We start from the raw sequence: 25,059 nt of genomic DNA, 5'->3' as shown, positions 1-25,059 counted from the left end.
CGGATCTTTTTTCGCTATTGCGTGATTTATTCATCTTTGATTTCTACATCTGGCAAGGTGATAGTAAAAGTGGTTCCTTCACCTAAAGTGCTTTCTACAGCGATTTTTCCTTTATGGAGTCTGACCAGCTGCTGTACGATCGGCAGCCCTAAACCTGATTCGCCATATTTTGTATTTTTTCGAGAAGGATCGGCTTTGTAATAGCGATCCCAAATACTTTTCATTTGCTGTTCGGACATTCCGATACCAGTATCTGTGATTTTGATGATCGTTTCCAAATAGCCTTTTTCGATTTGCAAGGTAATACGACCATTTTGTGTAAACTGGATCGCATTTTGAAGAATATTGACCACGATTTGGACAAATCGATCATAATCAGCATAGACATCTACTTCTTCAGTTGTTTCTAAAATAAGTTGATTGCCCGCGGCTTCCGCTTTATTTTCTAACTGAGTAATGATATTTTTCAATGTTTCTGTCCCATTAAATTTCTTGATCACCATACTGATTTGATTCGTTCGGATTTTTTCATAGTCCAAGTTTTCATTAACTAACCGTATCAAGCGTTCCGTTTCATTTTTCATAAGGTGAATGGCATTATCACGCTGGTTTTCAGGGATAGCATGGTATTCCAAGCCTTCCAATAAACCATTGATAGTTGTAAGAGGTGTCCGCATCTCATGAGACGCGTCTGCCATGAACTGCCGCCTGCGTTCTTCTTGTTCTTCGATTTCTGCCCGCGATTCCTTTAAAGAATTTGTCATTTTATTGAAATCATCAGCCAAATCATCAAATTCATCTCGATCATTGACAGGCAGTTGGATATCAAAGTTTCCGTTCGTGACTTCTTTCGTCGCTTTTCGCAAACGGCTGATCCGTTTTACCTGGAAAGCAGCGAAGAAGTAACTGGCAATAATAGCCACGATACTAGAAAAGATCAATCCTTTGAAAAGATTCAAAGTCACTGAACGAACACTGTTTTCAATATTTCGGGCAGGTTGACTGACAACCAGTGCACCATAAAACTCATGATTCAGGTTAAAGGGGATGAGAGCATAGGATGTTGCTTGCTGCTGTCCCCAGATATTTTTGTTCGCTGTATACTTTTCTTGTTTTCCTTGACTAAGGTTTTTCCATTGCGCGGAAGTAATATTTAGATTCAATAATGAAGAATTGGTCGGATAGATCGTCCGCTCATTTCGGTCGATAAAAACAAAATTGACATTTTGTTCAGATAATACTTGTTCCGTTAATAACAGCGCATTTTGGAAAGCCTGATCCTGATTCAGATTCGGAAAAGTGTCGGCATAGGTTTGAGTCGTCTTTTCAACAGATTCAGCATAACCAAAGAGCTGCTGATAATTGTTTTCTTCAATCGTCTGTTTTGTCAGCTGAGTAAAAGAGATCCCTACAATCAGCACGATAATGATGATCATGCTGAAAAAGGCAAGGAGCTGCTGATAAAGATAACGCATCAGGCAACACCAGAATCATCGAATTTATAGCCGACGCCCCAAACTGTTTGGATGATCTGCGGTCCTACTTTTTCGATTTTTTGACGCAGCTTTTTGATATGCGCATCTACAGTTCGTTCGTCACCAAAATATTGATAATCCCAAACCAATTCCAAAAGTTGTTCCCGTGAAAAGACTTGTCGAGGTTTTTTTGCCAAAGTAAAAAGCAGATCAAACTCTTTTGGTGTCAAACCTTCGATCGGCTGTTCGTTCAAGTAAGCTTCACGTGTTTTTGTATTCATTTTGAAATGTTCCGTTTGAATGTCAAAGAAGCTGTCTGTTTTTTCCAGTTCATCTTTTGTTTCAGTTAATTCGCTGCGGCGATGCAATGCTTTCATTCGAGCAATCAGTGTCAGCGGGCTGAAAGGTTTTGTCACATAATCATCTGCGCCCATTTCTAAACCAATCACTTGATCACTTTCTGAATCTCGTGCAGTCAGCATGATAATAGGAACAGTGCTGGAAACTTTACGTATCTCGCGGCCCACAATCATTCCGTCTAACGTTGGCAGATTCAAATCGAGCGTAATCATGTCCCAGTATTCTGGTCGTTCTAAAAACGCATCTAAGCCGTCTTGCCCATCATATTTGAAGGTTGCTTCCCAGCCTTCATTCAAAAAGAACATCTGCATCATTTCTGAAACAGACTGATTATCTTCAATCATTAGTATATTCATTCGTGTCTCCTCCGTGTTCGCGGTCGTATTTTTGTAATTTCTTTTCAGTCAATAGAAAGACCGGCAGAATTGGAAAAATCAATAGCAGTATCTCAACTAAAAAATAATTGGTATTTCCAGAAGATGTCAGCAAATAGCCAATTATTGTCATAAATAAACCGGCCAGTAAAAAATAAGTACCACTGGTTTTTTGTGCAAGAAACCAATGGGCATCAGACTTTCCAGCTAAAGGAGAGTGATAGCCGTAGAAAGGAAGATTCCCTTTAGATGGCAATAATCTGTGTAATGCGCCAATCAGACAGAAAAAGATTCCTATAACTAAAAATATCATATCTTCCTCCTTGAAATAACTGGTTTGAAAGTGAATCATTTTGTACATAAATGATCTGTTCTTTCTATATGTAGTATACTCTAAAATTTTCTGACAACCAATATATTCGTGAATTCTTCATGAAAGGTTTGTCTTTTGTTCATTCTTTGTTAAGATAAAGGTATTCGATATAAAAGGGGTTTTATATGTGTCAAATTATCGCGGAATCACATTTTTCGATTTAGACGGAACATTATTAGATGCAAAATCAAAGATCACACCTGAAATCGCAGAAGCAATGGAAGCATTGAAAATGAATCAAGTCCTGCCAGTAATCGCTACGGGCAGAACAGAAGTGGAGATACGAGGAATCATGGCACATGCTGGCATTACTTCAGCTGTGACGATGAATGGTTCATTTGTTCGTGTAGACGGTGAAGCCGTTCATTCGGAGCAGTTTTCTGTAGAAGAATGTCAACGAATGTATGACCATGTGCAAATACAAGGACATGAGTTGTCTTATTACAATCCAGACAAGATTTGGTGTACAGGACATAACGATGTGATGAAAAGTGCCTATGATTATATCCATTCCGATGTACCAATGATTGATCCATTTGGTTTCAAAAATGAACCAGTCAACATGCTGCTTATTCTTTCCGAAGATGGCGACGAGTATTACCATGAACAATTTCCAGAATTGACTTTTTACCGCAATGGCCCATATTCCATCGACACAGTGAAAAAGGGTATTTCCAAAGGGGCAGGAGTCAAGCGTTTGAAAGAAAAATTGGGATTGGAAGATGTGCCGACATTTGGGTTTGGCGACGGACCGAATGACTTTGCTTTACTCGAAGCTTGCGACAACAAAATCGCGATGGGGAATGCCTATGATGGCCTAAAAGAAATCTCAACTTTCATTACGAAGAAGAATACAGAAGGCGGCATTGTCCACGCGTTAAAACATTTTGATCTGATTTAAAAGGACGATCTTATAAAAGAATATTCTAATAAGACAGCATGCGCATTCATGCTGTCTTTGCTTTTGTATACAATTGCTACAACCAATTACTTAAGAAAACAAAAAGAAAACTTTCTGAGACTTATCATCAGTTGAAAAAAACAAAAAGTATGATATACTATAAATGTATAAAATATACGTAACCCTTGTTAGCTAACGGGGACGTTACGGATTCGACAGGCATAGTTCGAGCTTGAATTGCGCTTCGTAGGTTACGTCTACGCAAAAACGTTACAGTTAAATATAACTGCTAAAAACGAAAACAACTCTTACGCTTTAGCTGCCTAAAAACAGTTAACGTAGATCCTCTCGGCATCGCCCATGTGCTCGAGTAAGGGTCCTAAATTTAGTGGGATACGCTAGATTTTTTCCGTCTGTAAAATCTAGAAGAGCATATCAGACTAGCAATGTAAATCGCCCGTTCTCCGGCAGTCTGCAGAGCGAATCTTCAATAGGAGCAACTATGAGCGTAGATTTTTGAGTGTCGATATGTTTGGACGCGGGTTCGACTCCCGCCGTCTCCATTCAGAGAAGACTTTAAACGTTTCAACCTTTATTGATCAAAGGTTGGAACGTTTTTTGTTTTTCTGTGTTCATTATTTTTTATTGATTTCCCTTTTATTCAATTCCGACACCTGTTTTTCTAAATGGTCGATTTTTTGAAGCAGGAGATCGATTTTTTCGTCCATTTCTGTCTGTTCATGAACAGTATTTCGGTTAAAGTATTCTGTAATCGTTGAGGTCAATAAACTGATAAAACCAATACCCAGAAACATGAGAAGGATCGCAGCAAGTTTTCCTAAAACAGTGTGTGGCGCAACATCGCCGTAACCAACAGTTGTCGCTGTGACGAAAGCCCACCACAAGGATTCAGGTAAAGGAAGATTTTCCGCATAAGAGAAAGTCAAAGAAGACAAAATAATCAAAATAAGACTTGTGTAAAGGACATTGATAAAGCCGTTGATCTTTAGAAAATCAGATAAACGATTCGTCATTTTCCCAGAGACACCCACTAATCTTCCTAAATGAGATAAGCGAGAGACTTTCGTAATTCTGATAATACGTGCGATTCGAAAGAAACTGAACAGAGCATCCAAGGGTAAAATAGCAATCAAATCAAAAATATTATGAATAAAGAACTCCTTTTTGTTAGGTGCAAAAAACTAGCGAATGACATAGTCAGCCGTAAAAACAGCAAGAATCAACTCATCAATAAAACGATAGGGATAGCGGTCAAGATGAATGATATTCGAAAAATCAAAAACTACTAAAAGAATAGAAAAAACAGATAAAAGAATAATCAGAGAATCATATCCTTTTTTATAACTTGCAGAAATCATAAGCACACCTTGTTTCTAAACTGGATTACTCAGGGCAATGAGCTTATGCTATTATAAAGTTTTTGCGGAAAAAAGCAGTCTCGTTTTTTCCGTGTAAAACAAGAAAATCTGAAAAAGAGAAGGAGCAAACTCTCCTCTTTTTCAGATTTTTAAGAGACGATTTTAAGTTCGTCTACATAGGAGCTTTGAGCGATTGTCGCATCATCTGTAAAGACCAAGATACTGAACTGTTTTTCTTTCACAAGCAATTTCAAAATCGTCAAAATTTCTTGGATTTCAGGAATCGTCAACTGGTCAAATACTTCTTCTAAAAGAAGCTGCTTTTTGTCCGCAATCAACGAGTGGAGCAGCTGGAGTTTGATTTTTTCCAAAAGTGTCAGTTCCTGTGCCTGTTTTGCCAAAATCTCTGATGAAAGTTTCAAGCAATCGAGATAAGAAGCTGTTTTTGCATGATTCTTTTTCTCTTTTTTGCCAGCAGTATTCAAGAATACTTGATCTTTCAAAGAGAGATAAGGGAAAAGCGGCCATTCTTTTTGGATGATCACTGTTTTTGAAGGCTGTTCTTTTAACACTTTTTTTCGTGCTTCAGCGAGTATCTGCTGCTGCAGGCGAAGAGGACATAACACAACAGATAAACGATGGTCAAAAGGGATATCCATCACTATTCACTCCTTTTCTCAATCGTGCGATAAAATAGACAAAAACTTAGTAAGCTGATAATGAAACTGCATAAAAGAAGACTGGCAGCAGTTTGATTGATTCCTTTCAGGGTATCTGTCAGCAGAAAATCTGTTTTAAAATCGATTTCCAAGAACGCTTGCTGTGTCTGCGGAATCGTTAAACCAGACCCGTCAATAACGTCGGAAGGAATGGACTGGAATTCTTTAAAATGCAGTAAAGGTAAATTGATTCTTTGGAGCAGCGATTCATAAATGGGCTGAAAAGCAATGACCCACAACAGCAGCAGCAAAGCAATCACGATCAATGGCAGAAGAAGCTGCCAAAAAACAAAAAAGAATAGTTTTCCTGGAGAAAAGCCCATCAAACGCCAATTGTATAATTCTTTACGGCTGTTTTTCAAAAGAAGCAAAAAATAGATCGAGAAAAAAACAGCGAATCCAATCAGCAAAAAAAGAACGATATATTGATAAAATTTAGTCACGTCATCCAGAGATGGGATATTTTTAGAAGTCGGATCATAAAACAAGATCCTATTTTTGATTTGGGTATATAAAGTCGTTTGAAGATTCATCAAGTTGAAAAAAACCATCAACGAAAAAGCGAAAACGCTAGAAACAGCAGTATAAAATAAAGTACGCTTTTTGTGATAGAACAAACTGGCAGTTGCGTAACGCATCACTCTCATCTTTTTCACCTCTGTTATAAAGTATAAAAAATGAATATGAATAAAGTATGAAATTCTTTTAGTGAAAAACAGAAAGTCTTTCGAAAAAAGAACCAGATATTGCATAGAAAGTGACCCTTTCTGCAATATCTGGTTCTTTTCGTTTAATTATTCGGCAGAAGTATCAGTCGTGCCATTATACTCTTTATACGTTTTTGAGTCGTATAAGTTAGCCGTTGATTGGTTGTTGTTTTGGCTGAAGACACTTGTCGAATCAGCACCTAATTTTTTCTCTGTTTCAGTAAGTTTGTCTAATGCATTCTTATAATCAAAATCTTCTGTATTCAGCGGTTTTAGATTGCTGTCTGTATGGAAACGAAGCAAGTCTCCGTTATTGATTTGATCAGAAACAGCTAACTGCTGATTGACTTCTTGACGCCAATGATCGACTTTATCTTGTAATTCCGGTGTCAATTCAGAAATTTCCTCACCAGTAGCATTATCATATAAAGTATTACCATAGTAAGTGTACTCTGGAGTGACGAAATCGCCATCGCGGAAGCTTACTAACTGCTCATGGTCTTTAGAAAAGAGATCTTGACCTAATTGGATATAGTTTTTCGTATCAACACCTAATAGATGAAGCAGAGTAGGCAGTGCATCGACTTGTCCGCCATACGTATGATTGATCCCGCCGTTTGTTTGTCCAGGAATATGGATCATGTAAGGCACACGCTGCATTTGCGCATTGTCGTAGTTTGACCAAGTTGATTTATCTTTCCCTAAAAGCTCTGCTAAGCTCTTATTACGTGAATTAGAGATACCATAATGGTCCCCGTAAAGGACGATCACAGAATTTTCGTAAAGTCCGCTCGCTTTCAAGTAGTTAAAGAATTCTTCTACTGCTTTGTCCAAATAGTTTGCTGTTGCAAAATAGCCGTTGATCGTTTCATCATTGGTATTCGCTAGTGGGAAGCCAGCTTCTTCATTCGTGAACTTAGAATAAGGGAAGTGGTTCGACACAGCGATAAATTTAGAGTAAAACGGTTGTTGCAAGTGTTCCAAGTATTGAACTGATTGTTCAAAGAATGGTTTATCGTGCAAACCATATTGGAATGAGTTTTCATCCGTTACATCATAATAAGAAGCATCGAAGAAATAATCATAACCTAATTTTTTATAGGTCTCATTTCTGTTCCAGAAACTTCCGGTATTTCCGTGGAAAGCTGCACTTGTGTATCCTTGTGTTTGTTTCAAGATATCTGGAGCGGCTTGGAAAGTATTTTTTCCACCTAATTGAGTGAACAATGATCCTTGATTCAAGCCGAAAAGAGAATTTTCGAATAATGTTTCTGCATCACTTGTTTTCCCAGCTTTTACTTGATGGAAAAAGTTGTCAAAACTATACGTACTGTTGCTATGGAACAAGCTGTTGATGAATGGCGTTACTTCATGTTCTACGCCATTGGCATCTTTTAGTTTATAGTCGATCAAAAACTGCTGGAAACTTTCCAAGTGGAGATAGATCACATTTTTACCTTTTGCGATACCATACATCTCATCGTTTGGTTCAGCATAATGTTCTTTGACATAGCTTTCGACTTCTTTTGTATCGTTTGGACTTGCTTCCGCACGTACCTGGTTTGTTTGATACGTTTGGATTCCGTCATAAACAGTAAAAGCATTCAAACCTAGATATTTTACTAAATAATCTCTTGAGAACGTACGAGTCAAAAGTTCTGGACGGTCCGCTTCAGCAAGAAACAAGTTTCCTGAAAAAATCATGATCGCTAATGTTGACACGGCAAATGCCATGCGGGCACGGACAGGTCGTGCATCCATTTTGATTTTTTTGGTAAAGAGCAGTACGCTTAGAATAACGATATCTATCCAGTAAAGAATGTCAGTGATTCTGAATAAACGTAAAGCTGTTTCGCCTAGTCCGCTGGCAACTTTTCCAGCACCTAGGATCGAGTTGACCGTAATGAAATCTGTAAATTCACGATAGTAGCTGATATTTGAAAACAACAGCAAAGTCAGTAGAAAATAAATGACCATCATCGTGATATAAGCTGCTTTCGGCCGTCTTACATAAAGTGCGATCCCTAACAATAACAATGTCGTAGCAATCGGATTGATAAACAAAATAAAGTATTGGATCGGACTTTCAATACCCAGATTGAAGTCTACCAAGTAGGCAAGAATCGTTTTCAACCACAGCAGAGCGGCGATAAACGCAAAGAAGCCCAGCCGCTTGTTCAAAAAAGCGGGAGTTTTTATTCGTTTCAAGTTTAATCTTCCTTTCTACATCTTTCTCTTCAATAAGCGAAAGTGCATATCAGACCTAAGTCTACAATATAATATATTCCTCATTATTTTACTCGTCCCATGCTGGGGTGTCAATTATTTCACAAGGAAAAACAAGCTCTATTAAGCTTTCTTTAAGGTATGAGAGCTAAGACAAACATGTGTTTTTTTGTTATACTTAAGCGGAGAAAGTTAAAGCAGGTGACGAAATGAAAGTACAAGTGAAAAAAAGAGCAGCCAGCCGCTTTAAAAAGGCCTATCCGCTCGTCCAAGAAGAAGACTTAGTTAAAGCAGCCCCGACAACCGAAGAATGGATCGAATTCACAGATCAGAATGGACAGTTTGTCGGTAAAGGTTATTTAGGAAAACAAAATAAAGGAATCGGATGGATCTTGAGCCAAAAAGATCGCCCGTTTGATTCAGACTTTTTTGAGAAATTGTTTTTTAAAGCCAAAGAATACCGCAAACCGTTTTTTGCAGATGAATTAACGACTGCTTTTCGCTTATTTAATGGCGAAGGAGATGGGATCGGCGGATTGATCATCGATTATTATGACGGTTATGCTGTTTTTTCTTGGTATAACGAAACACTATACAGTTACCGTAAATTATTAGTTGAAGCGTTTAAGAAAAGCTGTCCCGAGATTGTCGGGATTTATGAAAAAATTCGATTTGATGCGCCAAGTTTACCAGAAAGCAGTCATGTATCAGGGAAACAAGCGCCAGAACCATTGATCGTCAAAGAAAATGGGATCAATTTTGCCGTTTACTTGAATGAAGGGCTGATGACTGGGATTTTCCTGGACCAAAAAGAAGTACGCGGCGCCTTGGCAGAAGGATCAGCATTAGGAAAAACAGTCTTGAATATGTTCAGTTATACTGGTGCATTTTCTGTCGCTGCGGCAATGGGCGGAGCATCGGAAACTACCAGCGTCGATTTAGCAAAACGCAGCTTGAAAAAAACACAGGAACAATTCCAAGTAAACGGATTAAGTTTAGAAAATCACAAAATCGTGGTGATGGACGTATTTGAGTATTTCAAATATGCTGTCAAAAAAGGTTTTACTTACGATATGATCGTTTTAGATCCGCCAAGTTTTGCTCGAAACAAGAAAAAAGTATTTCGGGTAGCAAAAAATTATGGTGAATTAGTCAGAGACAGTATCGATATCCTTGAAGATGAGGGAATCTTGATTACTTCCGCGAACACTGCAAATCTGCCAGCGGAACAATTTCAAAAAATGATCGAAGAAGAATTTGACAAAAAAAATGTGGATTATGTACAAAAAGCAGCCTATCGTCTGCCGGCTGATTTTCGTACGATACCAGCCTTTGAAGAAGGCAATTATTTAAAAGTATTCATTTACCAAATCAAGAAGTGAGAAGGGAGCTAGAAGCAAATGACAAAAGAACTGCGGTTTGATTCAACGATACCTAAAATCTGTGTACCTATTACTGGGGCAACGCAAGAAGAGATTTTTCGCGAAGCCGAGATGATCCGCCAAAGTCCAGCACAACTGGCAGAATGGCGAGCAGATTATTATGAAGATGGTTTGCTTCTAGAAAAAGTCGTTGAGACCCTAGAACGATTACAAATGATTTTGCAAGAGAAGCCGCTATTATTTACGTTTCGAACAATAAAAGAAGGCGGCCAGCAAGATATCACTCTCACAGATTACAAAAGTCTTTATGAATTGGTAACAAGCAAACAATTAGTAGATCTAGTCGATATCGAGCTTCAGCAAATCGAACATTTCGGAAAAAGTCTGATTAGTGAAATCAAAAAAACGAATGTGCCGATCATTATCAGCAATCATGAATTTGAAGAGACACCAGCTGATCCAATCTTGCTGTACCGGTTGAATATGATGGAACATTTTGGTGCGTCGATCGGAAAACTTGCAGTAATGCCGAAAAACGTGCAAGATGTACTACGATTGATGGATTTGACCCGAAGAGCGAGCGCCTTTGTGTCAATACCTTTGATTACTGTTTCGATGGGAGAAATGGGCAAGATATCACGAGTTTCGGGCAAACTCACAGGATCTGTCATGACTTTTGGCGCTTTAGAGAATGCTTCAGCTCCTGGTCAGATCCCTGTGAACGATTTGGCTCAAGCACTAGATACACTTAAATGAAACATGGTTTTACGGATATTTATCGAGGTGAAGAAAGTTGTCTAAGAAAAAACAAACAAAAACGAATGCGATTCGTTTGATCGAACAAAAAAAGATTCCCTATATTGAGCATGAATATGCATGGGATGAAAATCATATTAGTGCGTCCTATGCAGCAGAAGAACTCGGAACAGATGTCGGACGAGTGTTCAAAACACTCGTAACCGTAGGCAACAACACTGGACCTTTAGTCGCAGTTATTCCAGGAAACGAAGAACTGGATCTGAAAAAATTGGCTAAAGTATCAGGAAATAAAAGAGTCGAAATGCTTCATGTAAAAGATCTTGAACAAACGACTGGTTATATTCGAGGAGGCTGCTCGCCGATCGGTATGAAAAAACTTTTTCCTACTTATGTGGATGACCGTGCGGAAAATTTTGAAACCATCACTGTTTCGGCTGGGCGCAGGGGCATGCAAGTGGAATTAGATCCGCAGGCGATTTTGCAACTGACGAATGGTAAATTTGCTTCTTTGACCGCAGAATAAGAGGAATCGGCCAAAGTAAAAAAGTGCTATTGAACAGAGGTTAGAAAACAAATAAAGACACCCTCGTTTTTCATTCAATAATGAAAAACGAGGGTGTCTTTTGTATCATATGATTAGTTTTCGCTATACAGGGTTAGTCAAGATACGTATAACTGGCTGTTTCTGCTGCATGGATGCCTGCTGTATGTCCAGTAGCAAAGGCAGCGGTGATATTGAATCCGCCGGTATAGCCATTGATATCAAGCAGTTCGCCGCCAAAGAACAAACCATTTACGAGTTTGCTTTCTAATGTTTTCGGTGCGACTTCTTTTAAAGAAACGCCTCCGCCAGTTACAAAAGATTTTTCTAAAGGAAACGTTTTGACAACAGTGATTTTGAAATTTTTGCAAAGTTCTGCAAAAGTCTCGATTTGTTCTGCAGAAACTTGGACACCGATTTGTTCTTGCAGCTGTGCTTTTTCAATAAAGAATTGAAGCAGACGTTCTGGCAAAAATCCATGCCAAGCATTGATGACTTGTTTTCTGGATTGCTTTGCTTCCGCTGTCAATTGATCGATGATTTCTTGCAATGAACGTTCAGGGAAACAATCAAGGACAACAGTGACTGGCTGATCTTGCTGTTTAAGTTCCTGATTGACGAAGCTTGAACAGCGTAATGCAGCCGGACCAGAGAGACCAAAATGGGTGAAGAGCAGATCCATGACATGAGAAGTCACGACTTTTCCTTGGCTGTTCAACACGCTAAGCGAAACATCTTGCAGTGCCAGACCTTGCAGTGTTTTTTTCGCAATAAAGCTTTCCTCAGAGATCAGCGGAGATTCTGTTGGGTACAGCGGAGTAATAGTATGACCAAGTTTTTTGACTAATTTATAGCCATCTCCAGTGGAACCAGTCGAAGGATAAGTCCGTCCGCCAGTTGTCAGGATCACGCAAGGTGCTTTGAATTCTTCAAATTCTGTACGAAGCCCATAAATCTGGTTGTTTTTATGGATCAATTTTTCTACTTTTGTGCCGAATAATACGTCAACACCTAATTCGTTCAAGTAAGTCAAAAGAGCTTCAACGATCGTTTTGGATTTGTTTGTTACAGGAAACATTCTTCCATGATCTTCTTCTTTTAAATGAACGCCTCTTGATTCAAAGAATTCCATGATATCAAAATTGTTCCATTGTGAAAACGTACTGTAAAGAAATTTTCCATTCCCAGGGATGTGGGCAATCAGATGCTCTACAGGACGATTGTTGGTAACATTGCAGCGGCCTCCACCGGTCATGAGCAGTTTCTTGCCTGCTTTTTTATTTTTTTCGATCAGCAAAACAGCAGCACCAGCTTCAGCCGCACTAATTGCTGCCATCATACCGCTAGTTCCAGCGCCGACCACGATTACATCATAGGTTTTTTTCATCTTTTTCACCTCCCAAAGAGTTTAGCATATTTAGCAAAAGAAAGCAGAATTTTTTTGAGAAAGGGGGAGAGTTGCGATAGAATGGAAACAGATAAGTAAAGGAGTGTGGAACAATGACAGATGCAAAAGAATATGTTCAAACGGTACTAGAAAAATTACGTCAAAAAGATCAAGCAGAGACTGAATTTTTACAAGCAGCAGAGGAAGTTCTGCCTAGCATTACCCGTTTTTTAGAAAAGCACCCGCAATACTTGGAAAAAAATATATTGGAACTCTTGGTGGAACCCGAACGTATTTTGCGTTTTAGAGTCCCTTGGCAAGATGACCAAGGTGTATGGCGCGTGAATCGCGGCTACCGAATCCAATATAATTCAGCTTTAGGTCCTTATAAAGGCGGATTGAGATTCCATCCAAGTGTGAATTTGAGCATCTTGAAGTTCCTTGCTTTCGAACAAATTTTTAAAAACAGTCTGACTGGGTTACCGATCGGCGGCGGGAAAGGCGGCAGCGATTTTGATCCAAAAGGGAAATCCGATAGCGAGATCATGCGTTTTTGTCAAAGTTTTATGACAGAACTGTCCAAACATATCGGTCCTTCCGTCGATGTGCCGGCAGGAGATATTGGTGTAGGCGCAAGAGAAATCGGTTATTTATTTGGAACCTATAAACGTCTGCAAAAGTACGATGCAGGAGTTTTGACAGGAAAACCATTGAATTACTGGGGCAGCAATATTCGTACAGAAGCTACAGGTTACGGATTGGTTTACTTTGTTCATTATCTATTAAAAGATTTGCAAGAGACATTTGAAAATAAAACGGTTTATGTTTCAGGAAGCGGAAACGTGGCCATCTATGCGATTGAAAAAGCCCAAGAGCTAGGGGCAAAAGTTGTCACTTGTTCTGATTCGACGGGTTATATCTATGACGCTGAAGGAATTGATTTGGCATTATTGAAAGAGGTCAAAGAAGTGCGCCGCGAACGGTTGACTGCCTATGCTGACAAGCGTCCTTCTGCTGTGTACTATGAAGGAGAGTCGGTATGGTCACACACGGAACAAGGAGATATCGCACTGCCTTGTGCAACACAAAATGAGATCAATGAGCAACTGGCAAAAAGAATGATTGAGAATGGCATCAAAATCGTGGCAGAAGGAGCGAACATGCCATGTACCGCTGAAGCAGTTTCTGCGTTCCAAGAAGCAAACGTTTGGCATTGTCCCGGAAAAGCAGCGAATGCTGGCGGTGTAGCTGTTTCTGCGCTGGAAATGAGTCAAAACGCCCAACGCTTGGTGTGGGAAAGAGAAGAAGTAGAATCTGAACTAGACCAAATCATGAAGAATATTTACGAAAAATGCCGCGATACAGCAGCAGAATATGGCGAAAAACAGAACTTGACATTGGGGGCGAATATCGCCGGATTTGAAAAAGTTGCCTCTGCTATGTACAGCCAAGGATTAGTATAAAATGAAATTTTCTTGAAAATAACGAATGTTCTATATTATTTGCTTGAAAAAAACGCAAAAAAAACGTAAAGTAATACCTGTATGAAGTGAACTTTTAAAGGAGGAAAACACATGTCACACATTCGTTTTGACTACTCTAAAGTAGCCCCATTTGTCAACGAACACGAATTAAGCTACATGCAAAGCCAAGTTACAGCAGCAGATAAATTATTACGCGAAGGAACTGGCGCAGGCAGCGACTTTTTAGGATGGGTGGATCTTCCAACCAACTATGATAAAGAAGAATTTGCTCGCATCAAAAAAGCAGCAGAAAAAATCCAATCTGATTCAGAAGTATTGGTAGTTATCGGTATCGGCGGTTCTTACTTAGGTGCCCGCGCAGCCATCGATTTCTTGAACCATTCATTCTTCAACATGTTGGATAGCGACAAACGCAAAGCACCACAAATCTTCTTTGCTGGAAATTCAATCAGCTCTACTTACATTGCTGACTTGATCGAAGTAATCGGAGACCGCGATTTCTCAGTTAACGTTATTTCTAAATCAGGAACAACTACTGAACCAGCAATCGCATTCCGTGTCTTCAAAGAATTATTGATCAAAAAATATGGTCAAGAAGAAGCAAACAAACGTATCTATGCAACAACCGATAAAGCAAAAGGTGCCGTAAAAGTCGAAGCAGATGCTGAAGGATGGCAAACATTTGTGATCCCAGATGATATCGGCGGACGTTTCTCTGTACTAACAGCAGTTGGTTTACTTCCAATCGCAGTCAGCGGAGCAGATATCGACAGCTTGATGCAAGGTGCTGCAGATGCAAGCAAAGCTTATTCAAGCGATAAATTAGAAGAAAACGAAGCTTACCAATATGCAGCAATGCGTAACATCCTTTATCGCAAAGGAAAAGTAACAGAATTACTAGTCAACTACGAACCAGGCATGCAATATTTCTCTGAATGGTGGAAACAATTATTTGGCGAATCAGAAGGAAAAGACCAAAAAGGAATTTATCCTTCAAGCGCAAACTTCTCAACTGACTTACATTCATTAGGTCAATATATCCAAGAAGGCCGCCGCAACATTTTCGAAACAATCGTCAAAGTGGAAAAACCACGTAAATCTGTTGTGATCCCTGAACAAGAAGAAGACTTAGACGGCTTAGGTTATTTACAAGGTAAAGAAGTTGACTTTGTAAATACAAAAGCATTCGAAGGAACATTATTGGCGCATACAGATGGCGATGTACCAAACCTATTAGTAAAAATCCCAACAATGGATGCTTACACATTAGGATACACAATGTATTTCTTCGAGATTGCAGTTGGAATCTCAGGCTACTTGAACGGTATCAATCCATTTGACCAACCAGGTGTAGAAGCTTACAAGAAAAACATGTTCGCACTTCTAGGCAAACCAGGTTTCGAAGATCTTGCAAAAGAATTGAACGAACGTCTATAAAATAAATTTTGACATGTATTGAACAATCAAAAGCATGTTAGAGTTGATTATTCAAAAGGATGGCTGATAGTTCAGCCATCCTTTTTTGTGCGGCCAATACTGAAGATACAACTAAGATAGTTTTTTTCAAAAAATAACTATCTTTACTTCTTTTTTTGTTTTTTTCACGTTTTAGTAAAAAAACATGAAAAAATTTAACAAAAAAATGCATTTTCAGTTGAAAAGAGTCTTATAATGAGAGTGAGAGAAACAATCAAATTTCGTTGTTTCAGCGGAAAAAGAGGTGGTAAAAATGGCAAAAAAACAAAGAAGGACAAGTATGTACATACTTCAATTTTTACGGATCATCGTCTTGCTCTTGGCTTGCGGCCTTGAATACATATTTGTCAGAGACTCCGTGATTTATGGAGCGCTTGGCGAAATCGCACAAACGATTTTATTTGTCGGTTTGTCTATTCTGTTTTGTTGGGGGATCCTTTGGCAGACAGATGTTTTTCTTAAGGGGTTTGAGGGGAAATAGAAAGTAAAATTCTAATTAAATAGTAAAAAACAAAGAATACCCAAGTCCTTATAGAGGCTTTGGGTATTCTTTGTTTTTTAAGAAGTAAATGCTTCTGTTAATAAATGATCGACTTCGTTTTTTATAAGTTCAGATCTTTTATTCTTTATTTCTGGACTAATCAATCCAATTCGAGCTCTTTTGATTTCATGATTCTTTATGACAACAAAAAATGGAACGACAAGTCCATCTATATGATTTGTTTGCTGAATGATTTTTTCTAAAACGTTTTTTTCTTTTTTAGAATATTTTTTGTCGTGGATATTTGTGATATTTACAGAAACATGTTTGTTGATTGCTTCTTCTTTAAGAATAGGCATGATTTCCTTACACCACGGACACTCAGGAAAATAAAAGAAATATATTCCGTCTTTTTTATGTTCGAGATTTTTAAACACATAAGTTTGGTTTTGGCGCAAAATATCTTTATGAGTGATTTTCTGATAAGAAATGAAGAGAATACAAAACAAAAGAATAGATAAAAAGAGTAGTCTTACTTTTTTTGTTTTTTTGAATAAATTATTCATGTTCTTTATCTAACCCATCCGCCGTGGCCATAACAAGAATTTGCTTTTCCGCGAGCACTCGGATTTCCGCTAGCAGGTGTGCCATCTTTACAATAACCAGTGATGCCTGAACTTTGATTCTGTTGGCTAGCTGTTTGTGCTTGTTGTTCAGCTTGCTGCTGAGCTGCGGCTTGAGCCTGTTGTTCAGCTTGTTGTTGAGCTGCGGCTTCTTGGGCCTGTTGTTCAGCTTGTTGTTGAGCTGCGGCTTCTTGAGCCTGTTGTTCAGCTTGTTGTTGAGCTGCAGCTTCTTGAGCTTGTTTTTCTTCTTCAGCTTTTTTAGCAGCTTCTTGGGCTTGTTTTTCTTCTTCAGCCTTTTTAGCAGCTTCTTGGGCTTGTTTTTCTTCTTCAGCCTTTTTAGCAGCTTCTTGGGCTTGTTTTTCTTCTTCAGCTTTTTTGGCAGCTTCTTGGGCTTGTTTTTCTTCTTCAGCCTTTTTGGCAGCTTCTTGAGCTTGTTTTTCTTCTTCGGCTTTTTTAGCAGCCTCTTGTTTTTTCTTTTTCTTCACTGCAGCAGTTGTATCACTCGTATTATGAGTAGTTGCAGATGTACTGTTTGTATCATTTGGACTGATAATTGCTCCTGTAAAAAATACAATAAAAGAAATTCCCATGATAATCAAATTTTTCTTTTTAGCAGTTTTCTTGAAAAAAGATCGGATAAGCATACCAAAACCAACAAGGAATCCGACAAATCCTATTAACCCTAAAAATGTACCCACTTTTTCATCCTCCAAAATAAAATTATTTCAACTCCCACTTTATGGCAGGTAGAAGTAGTCGCCATAACCGTTATTTTCTGTTGGGTATGCTTACATATTTTTTATAAATAATAGCATGATGAAATAAAAAAATATATCGCTTTTATTAGAAATATGATCGTTAAATAACCTTTTTTGTTAAATATAAGTGGCTTTAAGATTATAAAGTTCGTTGTTTTTTGCAAAAACAGACTGTTTAAACACTTGAATGTAAGGAAATATTTTAATCAATTTTTTATCAACGTTTTTTTAAAATGGTTATAAAAAACGGTGATTTAAACAAAGAGATAACGATGTGGGCATTTCGAAAAATCATTTTTTTCATCTTGCAAGAAAAATAAAACGTTTTCAAATAGCGCTTTCTGTGTTATTATACTAATAGAAAAAATAGGAGAGGAAGTGAACGGATGTTTGAAATAGAAATTGGGAAATCATACATATGCAAGCCAATTGGTGCGAAAAAAGAAGTAGTAGGGTATTATTGTTGCAACAAAATTTGGTAGGAATTAGAAAATGTATTCAATGGAATTGGCACAAAAGAAATATGTCAAAAATAAAGTCAGGAAAGCATTTATCAAAGCAAATGTAACGATTCCTAAAATAGTAATCAATGGGATGGCTACTGCTCTATATAAAGAATTTATAAATTTATCTATTGAAGAGCAAGAAAGACTATTATTTAGTGATGAATTATTGCCTCTGTTGGTTCAAAAACATGTAGAACGAATGGAGCAAGAGTTTATTTTATAAAAATTTAGGAGGAAAAAAATGAATCGCTTAGAAAAAACAAAAAGAAAAATAAGAGGGAAGCAACTTCGGAAAACTGCTGTAATTGCCACATTGTCTACTATGTTGATTGCTCCCACAGTTTTGGCGGCTACTAATGGAACAAATAGCTATGAACCTAACAGCAGTGTCAAAGCAGCTGAACAAACAGCAAGCTTTACATGGAATGATGATGCAGATAAATGGACTCATGGTGATTTAGGAAGTGCTAAAACTGTAACTATTGGTAATGCTAAAATTGGTATTTATTCTCAACAAGAGGGTGTTTTAACAGTCGCAGCAGGTGATGCTCAATATGGTAATGATTACATGGCATCTCCAATGGCAACTATTCCTGTCGTTGAAGGAACTACTCAGTATGCTACAATTAATTTAGCTGATACTGGTTCTGAATTAACAGGAACTGTTACAGTAGCAGTTACTTTTGATAAAGGTGAAACACCAACACCTGATAAACCACAAGCACCAAGTAATATTACATTTAATGATGCAGGTGATTTTGTTACTGCTTGGGTAGGAGCAAATACTTCAACTTCCGTCTATGATGCAAGTGGGAACAAAATTGATGATGGTTCAATGTATATGCAAACAGAAGGTCAAGCTCAATTAGACCTAGTTCGTCCATTAACTAAAGGTGAACAAATTTATGTTGTATCTATTAACCCTGATACACAAGTCGAATCAGATAAAACTTGGGCTACATTCATGCCTGTAACTGCTAAAACTGCAGTAACTGTAATGGGTATGGATAGAGATAGTGGAGAAACACTATGGTCTAATGTTCAAGAATTGGATTCTGATATGACACATACTCTAACTTCTCAAGCAGTTGAAGGTTATGATTTAGTATCACCTGCAAGTGAAGATGTTTATGTAACTGGAGATTCTATGACACATGTATTCTATTATGTGAAAAAAGCAGTTGTTCCAGAAGATAAATTCTCTACTGTAACTATTCAATATGTAGATAGTGAAACAGGACAAAGTATTGCACCACAAACAACTATTAGTGATGTAAAAGTAGGAACTGATTATGTAGGAAATGCTATTGCAATCGATGGTTATACACTATCAGATGATGCATCAAAAACAATTAATGTTGTAGAAGATGCAAATAGTAATGTTATTAGCTTCCGTTATAAAAAAGATGCTCCTGTCGTAGAAAAAGCAAATGTAACAGTAAAATATGTTGATGAAAATGGTAAATCAATTGCTGATGATAAAGTAGTGAAAGATTTAGAAGTTGGAACTAAACATACTGAAAAAGCAATTACAATTGATGGCTATGAATTGACAAGTGAAGCTGAAAAAACAGTAGATGTTCAAAGTGGTGGTTCTGAAATTGCATTTACTTATAAAGTGAAAGAAGTAAATCCACCAGTAGTAGAAAAAGGTAATTTAACAGTTAAATATGTTGATGAATCAGGTAAAGAATTAGCAACACCTAAAGTGGTAAAAGACTTAGAAGTTGGTAAATCACATACAGAAGTAGCTTTAGCAATTAAAGGATACGAATTAGTAGGTTCAGATACAGAAGAAAAAGAAATGGTTATTAAAAAAGGCGAAAACACAATGACATTTACTTATAAACAAGTAAAAGAAGTTGTAGCTAATGCTGAAAATGTAGAGTTCTTAAATGGACACCAAATGACAGCAGTAATTCCAAAAGGATTAACAATGTATGTAGTATATAAAGGAGAAGTAATTGGTAAAGCAGAAAACCAAAAATCATTCTTCAATCGTGCAATGTTTGCAGATTTTGACCCAACATTAGAACCAACAACATTAAATCTAACAAAAGAAGTAGCAAAAGGAGATACTGTTCAGTATTACACAGAAAATGCTGAAGGGGAAAAATCAGAAACGTTAGAAATTACACGTCCTGAAGATGTAAACCCACCAGTTGACCCAACAGACCCTACTGACCCTGTTGACCCAACAGACCCAACAGAGCCTACAAATCCAGTAGAACCTACTGAACCTACTGAACCTACTGAACCAACAACACCAACAGACCCTGAAAAACCTACTGATAATGGTGATGGGAATGGAAATGGTAATGTTGTAACAGATACTGAAGGAACTACTGATACTACTACAACAACAGATACAAATAAAGAAATGACTAAAAAAGATTCTAAAGAAAAAGAAACAACAAAAGATTCTAAAGAAGATTCTAAAGAAAAAGAAACAACAAAAGATACTAAAGAAGATAAGAAACTACCAGATACTGGTTCTAAAGTCATGAATAGTGCTATATTAACAAGTGGTGGATTGGTACTGGTGTTAGGCGTATTAATAATGTTTAAAAAAAGATTTAAGAAAAGTAAATAAACAAGAACAGGCTGAAATATGATTCTTAAACGAATCGTATTTCGGTTTTTTATAGAGATTTTTAAGAGGTATCCGATATTCAAAAATGTTTTTTCGTATGATGCATGTAAATAGCTACCTTGGGTAGAGAATTTTTCTCGAAATTTTTTTCAAAAACCACTTAAAAAATGACCCTCGAAAAAGCCAATAAAATCAATGTTTTTCTCTTTGTTGACAAAATTAATAGATTATTGTTATATCAATATTTTAAAGCACTATTTTTCAAAAAACACCTTAAATTGAACGTGAAAAAATTTTTGTGGGGAATTATCCACTTCGTGTTCAATTTGAAGTGTTTTTTTGTATATAGAATTGAGAATAATTAAATAAAACGTTGATAAATCAATGTTTTTAATTAGTTTGGTTCTTTCTAAAGTAAGTAGGTAAAAGAATAGATTTTTTGTCTAAAAATAAATGATAGATTTTCTTTACTTTCGTTTTAAATGATGGTAAGGTCCTATCGTGATTAGAAAATTAATAACTATAAAGGAGAAAATTAGCATGAGCAATAAAAAATTCACAGAAGAAACTATTCAAAGACAAGAAAAAGTAAAAGAGTGGTTAGATACTTTAGAAGGATATTATGGAGTGAAGATGACTAGTGTAGCTAAGGCTGTTGGGATTCACTATCAAAATTTACATAATTTCAGAAAAGGACAACGAACGATAAGTGAAGAAAAATTAAGTTTGTTAGAGGAATTATTGCAATTTAAATATGGTAAATTATTCGAGGAGGAGTTATAAGTATGAAAATTGAGCTGTGTATGGAAGATATTCAAAGAAAAAGTAAACCTAATCCTGATGAAATTAGATTGATTCAAAATACTTTATATAAAAAAATAAAGAAAGAAGAAGTTCAAGAATTCGCTGAAAGCATTGCTAATCAAGGAAAAACAAGTATGTTGGCAACCTATTTTGAGACAGAAGAATTTTCTGAACGCATACATTCGATTAATTTTAAACAACAACAACTGATTATGCTTGATTTTGATAATTCTAAAGCAGATATAGAAAAATACGGTATGACCACTTATGACTATGTAAAAAATCATGACTTTATTAAACAAAATGCTTGTTTCATGTATCGAACCTTCTCTGATAAAGAAGCAATAGTTGATAAATTTAGAGTAGTCTTTGTGCTGAATAAGCCTGTAATAGACTATTTAGAAATTGGTAATATTTATACTAAATTATTTCGTATGTTCCCATCTGCTGATAGAAAATGTTCCAATCCTAACCGTTTATTTTTTGGAAGTGATAGAGGGTATGAAGAAATTAATTTTTCCAATCTGATTAATGTTAAAGAATTTACAAGCGATATTGTGCCGATGAAAAAACAGTCAAACAAAATGGTAAAAACAGAAATTTCTAGTGAACAATATGAAATTCAAGATAGAAAGCTGGTTTGGCAACTAATTAAAGAAAATACGCAAGAATCAATTGATGAAGCAAGAGCCATCATCCTAGATAAATTTGATTCAGAAATTTCTAAAATATATCCTTCGTATACAAATGCAAGAGTCATTTTAAGACAAACGATTGATATGAGAGAGTTTTTAGAACTACCTAAATCAGAACCGTTTCATGATATTTTAGAAAAAGACGAAAATCCAAGTGCGAGCGTGATTCAATGGGAAGATGGCACTCAAATTTACCATAGATTTAATAAGGATTCTTTCGCCAATTTAGATATTTTGCGAGTAATTTCTAAACTGTTAAATCTAACAGGGTATGAAGGAAGTTGTAAATCCATCGATTTATTACTATATTTAACTGGAAGTAGTTTGGATAGAACTTCTGAATCAGCAGAACAAATCGATAAAATTCAATTCTTTAGAAAAGTACTGAAGAGTGAAAAATTAGCTGTTGAATACCCTAAATTCAGAAAGTTTCTAGGAAGTGATTTGAATATATCTATCGCATTGTTGGATATGCTTTCTGAATATATGTATGAAGATTTTAAAACAGGAGAAGTTCGACACTTACTATGCCTAACAAGTGAAAATATTGCAAAAGAAATAAATATTGTTCTGGGAACAAGGTATGATAGTAAAAGAATACAAAGAGTAATTAACAAACTGGCGATTACAGAAAATATTGAAAAGCTAGAAGAATCACAAATACCTACTGAATTATTTGAAAAATACACAGAAAATTCTTATGAAAAAATAACTCGTAATAAATATCATCATACAAATTTTATAGAGTTTAAAAATGCTGACATAGAAAAATCGGAGAACATATCTAAAGAATTATATGATAATAATTACACGTTGAGTGCTTTGAATTTTGAAGGAATTGCTAGAATTCTGGGAAAAGATATTGCTAGTAATGTATTTAAGCAAAGAGAAACCACTGTAGTATCTAAGAAAATTAAAGTAGATGAAAATCTATTATCAGAATCAAAAAAGGAAAATGAGTTGAAAATAGCTAAATTCATTTTAAGAAAAATAGAAACTCAAAGATATGTTGCTGAAAGAGATATAATTTTTTATGTTTATAAATATCTATTAAAGAAAAAGACAAAGAAAGATGCTGAATATTTGGTAAAACAATGCCGTGCAAATATCTGTAAAGACTATGATTTAGAGCTTATCAGAGTAACCAATAGTATTAGAGACAGTTATAAAATATCTAATGAAATTAGGAGTAGAAGTATCATATACGTGAAGAATTAGTAATTATTGAAGAGATTGTATAAGTTATACCCTATTTTTATTGAATTGTAACTTTCATTCGATTTCTTCAATAAAACTAGGGGTAAATCATAACTTTTATAATCATACCTCAAAGAACTTATTATTTATATATTCTTATTTGAGGTATGATTATAAAACCTAATAAGTTTTACCAGAAAAACTGGGTTTTCTCCATGAAAGTTCCAATTCAATATTAATGGTGTATATCATGTAGGTTTTATAATCATACATACTGATTTAGTATTAGCAAAGCGAAGCTTTGCTTACTTATAATAGGAATATTTAGATTTAAAAAGAGGTTGTTTTCCTCTCTTGTTTTTAGGTAGTAGCAAGTCAAAGACTTGCTTATTTAATAGAGATTCTTAGGTTTAGTAAAATAGCTAAAATTTGCTGCCTAGAATAATTTCTGAGGACTTTATTTTATGTTGAAATGAGTAAAAGGTAGGTTTTATCATAATTAGATAAATAAAAAAGACATAAAAAATGTCTTTTAAATATTATTATAGTTTTTACAGTTTAACTCTAATACTTTAAATTTACAACAATTGATATATTGAGGATGAGTTTCATCAGTACCAAAAGAATATACTTCTAAAGCTTTTGCATATATTTCGTTTGCATGTGTTCTACAATAACGTAATTCTTTAGATAAAAGAGCCACATAGTTAGTATCAGTTTCTTCAGAAAAATCCTTTATTTTGATTACTTCATCTAAAACTGGAATCATAAAACAGAACCGTAAACTAGCAATAACACGATTATTTCTTGTTCTATCTCTTATAAGCAGGTTGGTTGCTTGTCGTTTATTAAAACTAGATAATGGAACTAAATACTTTAAATCATTAATTATTAATACTACGCCGCAATATAATTTATCATGTGTATCATAATCATGATTCGGTATTTTATCATCATATTGTTTTAAAAAATCAATGTAGGTAGGTTCTATTTCAAAAAGTTGTAATCTATCCATTTCATCCTCGCAAAAAATAAAGTACTAAGCATAAACTTAGTACTTAAGAATTAAGTCGGTTTTGATGAGTCCGTAAACTCGAATTAAGTCGGTTTTTAAAGTCCGTAAACTTGTAGTACCTTTACTACAAATTCATTGTAACGAGAACTTGTAATTTTGTCAAGATTTTAAAACATTAAATTCAGTAGATTAAAAAAAGATAGCTAGTATTCGTCCACAGTATAATAAGGTTAGGGCAGATATTATCAATAAATATTCTTTAAAAAGAACAAAGTTAACTAAGGGATTACATCAAGAACTAGGAGTAACAGAACAGTATTCTTCTAGGATAATAATTTATAAGTAATAAATGAAGTATAAAAATTGCGTATTGAACTAAGAAAATCCTTATCGTTTACCTCTAGAAATATTGGGAAAATTGATAGAAATCAGGGGGAAACTATCTGTTTTCACACATATAAATACGCAACAACTTATTTACATTAAATAATAGTGTAATGTAAATAGCTGTAAAACATTGATATATCAATATTTATCTTTTAGTGCCAGCGAGATTTCATCTTGCTTACTTAATTGATGTTCCTAGGTTCGGTAAAATAGCTAAAATTTACTCTTTATCAGTGATTAGGTATTTATATATAACGAAATTCTATATTTATCTTTTTTTATTTATTAAATGAAAGTACTTAGACAATCTATAAGAACCTCTATCTAACAACAATATACATAATATTATATAAAATGAATTGATGAAGTTTTTAGATAATAAAATAACTCTAAATGTGTTTTAAACAGCATATATTCTCTCTAGAGAGTGTTAGAAATCGTTTTCGATAAATTATAC

The 25,059-nt window shown here is 35.8% G+C and carries 22 protein-coding genes, 1 other RNA gene and 1 pseudogene; 12 read left to right on the top strand and 12 right to left on the bottom strand.

Features of this window, described 5'->3' with window-relative positions:
* Positions 1-26 precede the first annotated feature (26 nt).
* From IGI64_RS08325 to IGI64_RS08315, 3 genes are read right to left on the bottom strand one after another with little or no spacing between them, the layout of a single operon-like run.
* A complete protein-coding gene (locus tag IGI64_RS08325) occupies positions 27-1,475 on the bottom strand; it encodes a sensor histidine kinase (RefSeq protein ID WP_016623545.1) in 1,449 nt (482 codons plus the stop codon).
* Positions 1,475-2,191, bottom strand: coding sequence for a response regulator transcription factor (locus tag IGI64_RS08320; RefSeq protein ID WP_016623546.1), 717 nt, complete (start codon positions 2,189-2,191; stop codon positions 1,475-1,477). Before IGI64_RS08320 ends, IGI64_RS08325 begins: the two co-directional genes overlap by 1 nt.
* Positions 2,172-2,522 (bottom strand): SdpI family protein, encoded by a 351-nt coding sequence (locus IGI64_RS08315; protein WP_429940168.1) that lies wholly within the window; start codon positions 2,520-2,522, stop codon positions 2,172-2,174. Before IGI64_RS08315 ends, IGI64_RS08320 begins: the two co-directional genes overlap by 20 nt.
* Positions 2,523-2,709: 187 nt before the next feature.
* On the opposite strand from IGI64_RS08315, the gene IGI64_RS08310 reads away from it, so the two are divergent.
* Complete coding sequence (locus IGI64_RS08310; protein ID WP_429940167.1) at positions 2,710-3,483, top strand: Cof-type HAD-IIB family hydrolase; 774 nt, start codon at positions 2,710-2,712, stop codon at positions 3,481-3,483.
* A 197-nt stretch (positions 3,484-3,680) separates the two neighbouring features.
* Positions 3,681-4,049: a transfer-messenger RNA gene (ssrA, locus tag IGI64_RS08305) on the top strand.
* A 69-nt stretch (positions 4,050-4,118) separates the two neighbouring features.
* Here ssrA and IGI64_RS08300 read toward each other — a convergent pair.
* The 5 genes and pseudogenes from IGI64_RS08300 to IGI64_RS08280 all read right to left on the bottom strand — a co-directional run.
* Positions 4,119-4,658: pseudogene (locus IGI64_RS08300) on the bottom strand (potassium channel family protein); the annotation flags it as partial.
* Positions 4,659-4,685: 27 nt separating this feature from the next.
* Positions 4,686-4,862 carry a hypothetical protein gene (locus IGI64_RS08295; protein ID WP_429940165.1) on the bottom strand — a complete coding sequence of 59 codons (177 nt, stop codon included), beginning with the start codon at positions 4,860-4,862 and terminating at the stop codon, positions 4,686-4,688.
* 149 nt (positions 4,863-5,011) lie between these two features.
* Entirely contained in the window at positions 5,012-5,521 is a 510-nt protein-coding gene (locus IGI64_RS08290; protein ID WP_429940164.1) for a hypothetical protein, read from the bottom strand.
* 2 nt (positions 5,522-5,523) lie between these two features.
* The gene (locus IGI64_RS08285) at positions 5,524-6,228 is read right to left on the bottom strand and encodes a hypothetical protein (RefSeq protein ID WP_429940163.1); all 705 of its coding nucleotides are present in this window, start codon (positions 6,226-6,228) and stop codon (positions 5,524-5,526) included.
* Positions 6,229-6,375: 147 nt separating this feature from the next.
* On the bottom strand, positions 6,376-8,496 hold the full coding sequence (locus IGI64_RS08280) for an LTA synthase family protein (RefSeq protein ID WP_429940162.1): 2,121 nt from the start codon (positions 8,494-8,496) through the stop codon (positions 6,376-6,378).
* 227 nt (positions 8,497-8,723) lie between these two features.
* On the opposite strand from IGI64_RS08280, the gene IGI64_RS08275 reads away from it, so the two are divergent.
* The 3 genes from IGI64_RS08275 to ybaK are packed head-to-tail and all read left to right on the top strand — an operon-like array spanning position 8,724 to position 11,178.
* Positions 8,724-9,896: a class I SAM-dependent rRNA methyltransferase gene (locus tag IGI64_RS08275; RefSeq protein ID WP_429940161.1), complete on the top strand. Its 1,173-nt coding sequence runs from the start codon at positions 8,724-8,726 to the stop codon at positions 9,894-9,896.
* A gap of 18 nt (positions 9,897-9,914) precedes the next feature.
* Positions 9,915-10,652 (top strand): type I 3-dehydroquinate dehydratase, encoded by a 738-nt coding sequence (gene aroD, locus IGI64_RS08270; protein WP_016623555.1) that lies wholly within the window; start codon positions 9,915-9,917, stop codon positions 10,650-10,652.
* A gap of 37 nt (positions 10,653-10,689) precedes the next feature.
* Positions 10,690-11,178: a Cys-tRNA(Pro) deacylase gene (gene ybaK, locus IGI64_RS08265; protein WP_429940160.1), complete on the top strand. Its 489-nt coding sequence runs from the start codon at positions 10,690-10,692 to the stop codon at positions 11,176-11,178.
* A 133-nt stretch (positions 11,179-11,311) separates the two neighbouring features.
* On the opposite strand, the gene IGI64_RS08260 is transcribed toward ybaK, so the two are convergent.
* Complete coding sequence (locus IGI64_RS08260; RefSeq protein ID WP_429940159.1) at positions 11,312-12,583, bottom strand: NAD(P)/FAD-dependent oxidoreductase; 1,272 nt, start codon at positions 12,581-12,583, stop codon at positions 11,312-11,314.
* 113 nt (positions 12,584-12,696) lie between these two features.
* Here IGI64_RS08260 and gdhA point away from each other — a divergent pair, with 113 nt between their 5' ends.
* The 3 genes from gdhA (at position 12,697) to IGI64_RS08245 (ending at position 16,024) form a co-directional block, all read left to right on the top strand.
* Positions 12,697-14,046, top strand: a complete 1,350-nt coding sequence (gene gdhA / locus IGI64_RS08255; RefSeq protein WP_429940158.1) for an NADP-specific glutamate dehydrogenase — start codon at positions 12,697-12,699, stop codon at positions 14,044-14,046.
* Positions 14,047-14,157: 111 nt separating this feature from the next.
* The gene (locus IGI64_RS08250) at positions 14,158-15,504 is read left to right on the top strand and encodes a glucose-6-phosphate isomerase (RefSeq protein ID WP_034861520.1); all 1,347 of its coding nucleotides are present in this window, start codon (positions 14,158-14,160) and stop codon (positions 15,502-15,504) included.
* Positions 15,505-15,796: 292 nt separating this feature from the next.
* On the top strand, positions 15,797-16,024 hold the full coding sequence (locus IGI64_RS08245) for a hypothetical protein (protein ID WP_429940157.1): 228 nt from the start codon (positions 15,797-15,799) through the stop codon (positions 16,022-16,024).
* A gap of 77 nt (positions 16,025-16,101) precedes the next feature.
* Here IGI64_RS08245 and IGI64_RS08240 read toward each other — a convergent pair whose 3' ends face one another.
* Both IGI64_RS08240 and IGI64_RS08235 read right to left on the bottom strand, forming a co-directional pair.
* Positions 16,102-16,590 (bottom strand): hypothetical protein, encoded by a 489-nt coding sequence (locus tag IGI64_RS08240; RefSeq protein WP_429940156.1) that lies wholly within the window; start codon positions 16,588-16,590, stop codon positions 16,102-16,104.
* A gap of 5 nt (positions 16,591-16,595) precedes the next feature.
* Positions 16,596-17,345: a hypothetical protein gene (locus IGI64_RS08235; RefSeq protein WP_429940155.1), complete on the bottom strand. Its 750-nt coding sequence runs from the start codon at positions 17,343-17,345 to the stop codon at positions 16,596-16,598.
* Between the two features lie 552 nt (positions 17,346-17,897).
* On the opposite strand from IGI64_RS08235, the gene IGI64_RS08230 reads away from it, so the two are divergent.
* The 4 genes from IGI64_RS08230 (at position 17,898) to IGI64_RS08215 (ending at position 23,221) form a co-directional block, all read left to right on the top strand.
* The gene (locus IGI64_RS08230) at positions 17,898-18,134 is read left to right on the top strand and encodes a hypothetical protein (RefSeq protein ID WP_060813053.1); all 237 of its coding nucleotides are present in this window, start codon (positions 17,898-17,900) and stop codon (positions 18,132-18,134) included.
* 18 nt (positions 18,135-18,152) lie between these two features.
* Positions 18,153-20,504, top strand: coding sequence for a MucBP domain-containing protein (locus tag IGI64_RS08225; protein WP_429940154.1), 2,352 nt, complete (start codon positions 18,153-18,155; stop codon positions 20,502-20,504).
* A gap of 540 nt (positions 20,505-21,044) precedes the next feature.
* Positions 21,045-21,287, top strand: a complete 243-nt coding sequence (locus IGI64_RS08220) for a hypothetical protein (protein WP_429940153.1) — start codon at positions 21,045-21,047, stop codon at positions 21,285-21,287.
* 2 nt (positions 21,288-21,289) lie between these two features.
* Positions 21,290-23,221 carry a hypothetical protein gene (locus tag IGI64_RS08215; RefSeq protein WP_429940152.1) on the top strand — a complete coding sequence of 644 codons (1,932 nt, stop codon included), beginning with the start codon at positions 21,290-21,292 and terminating at the stop codon, positions 23,219-23,221.
* A 511-nt stretch (positions 23,222-23,732) separates the two neighbouring features.
* Here the strand turns inward: IGI64_RS08215 and IGI64_RS08210 are convergent.
* Positions 23,733-24,215, bottom strand: coding sequence for a type III toxin-antitoxin system ToxN/AbiQ family toxin (locus tag IGI64_RS08210; protein WP_010776551.1), 483 nt, complete (start codon positions 24,213-24,215; stop codon positions 23,733-23,735).
* Positions 24,216-25,059: the final 844 nt, after the last annotated feature.

This window comes from Enterococcus sp. DIV0210g (assembly GCF_050559705.1).
In the GTDB taxonomy this organism is placed as follows: domain Bacteria; phylum Bacillota; class Bacilli; order Lactobacillales; family Enterococcaceae; genus Enterococcus_B; species Enterococcus_B faecalis_A.
This window is presented reverse-complemented; position numbering and strand designations above follow the sequence as displayed.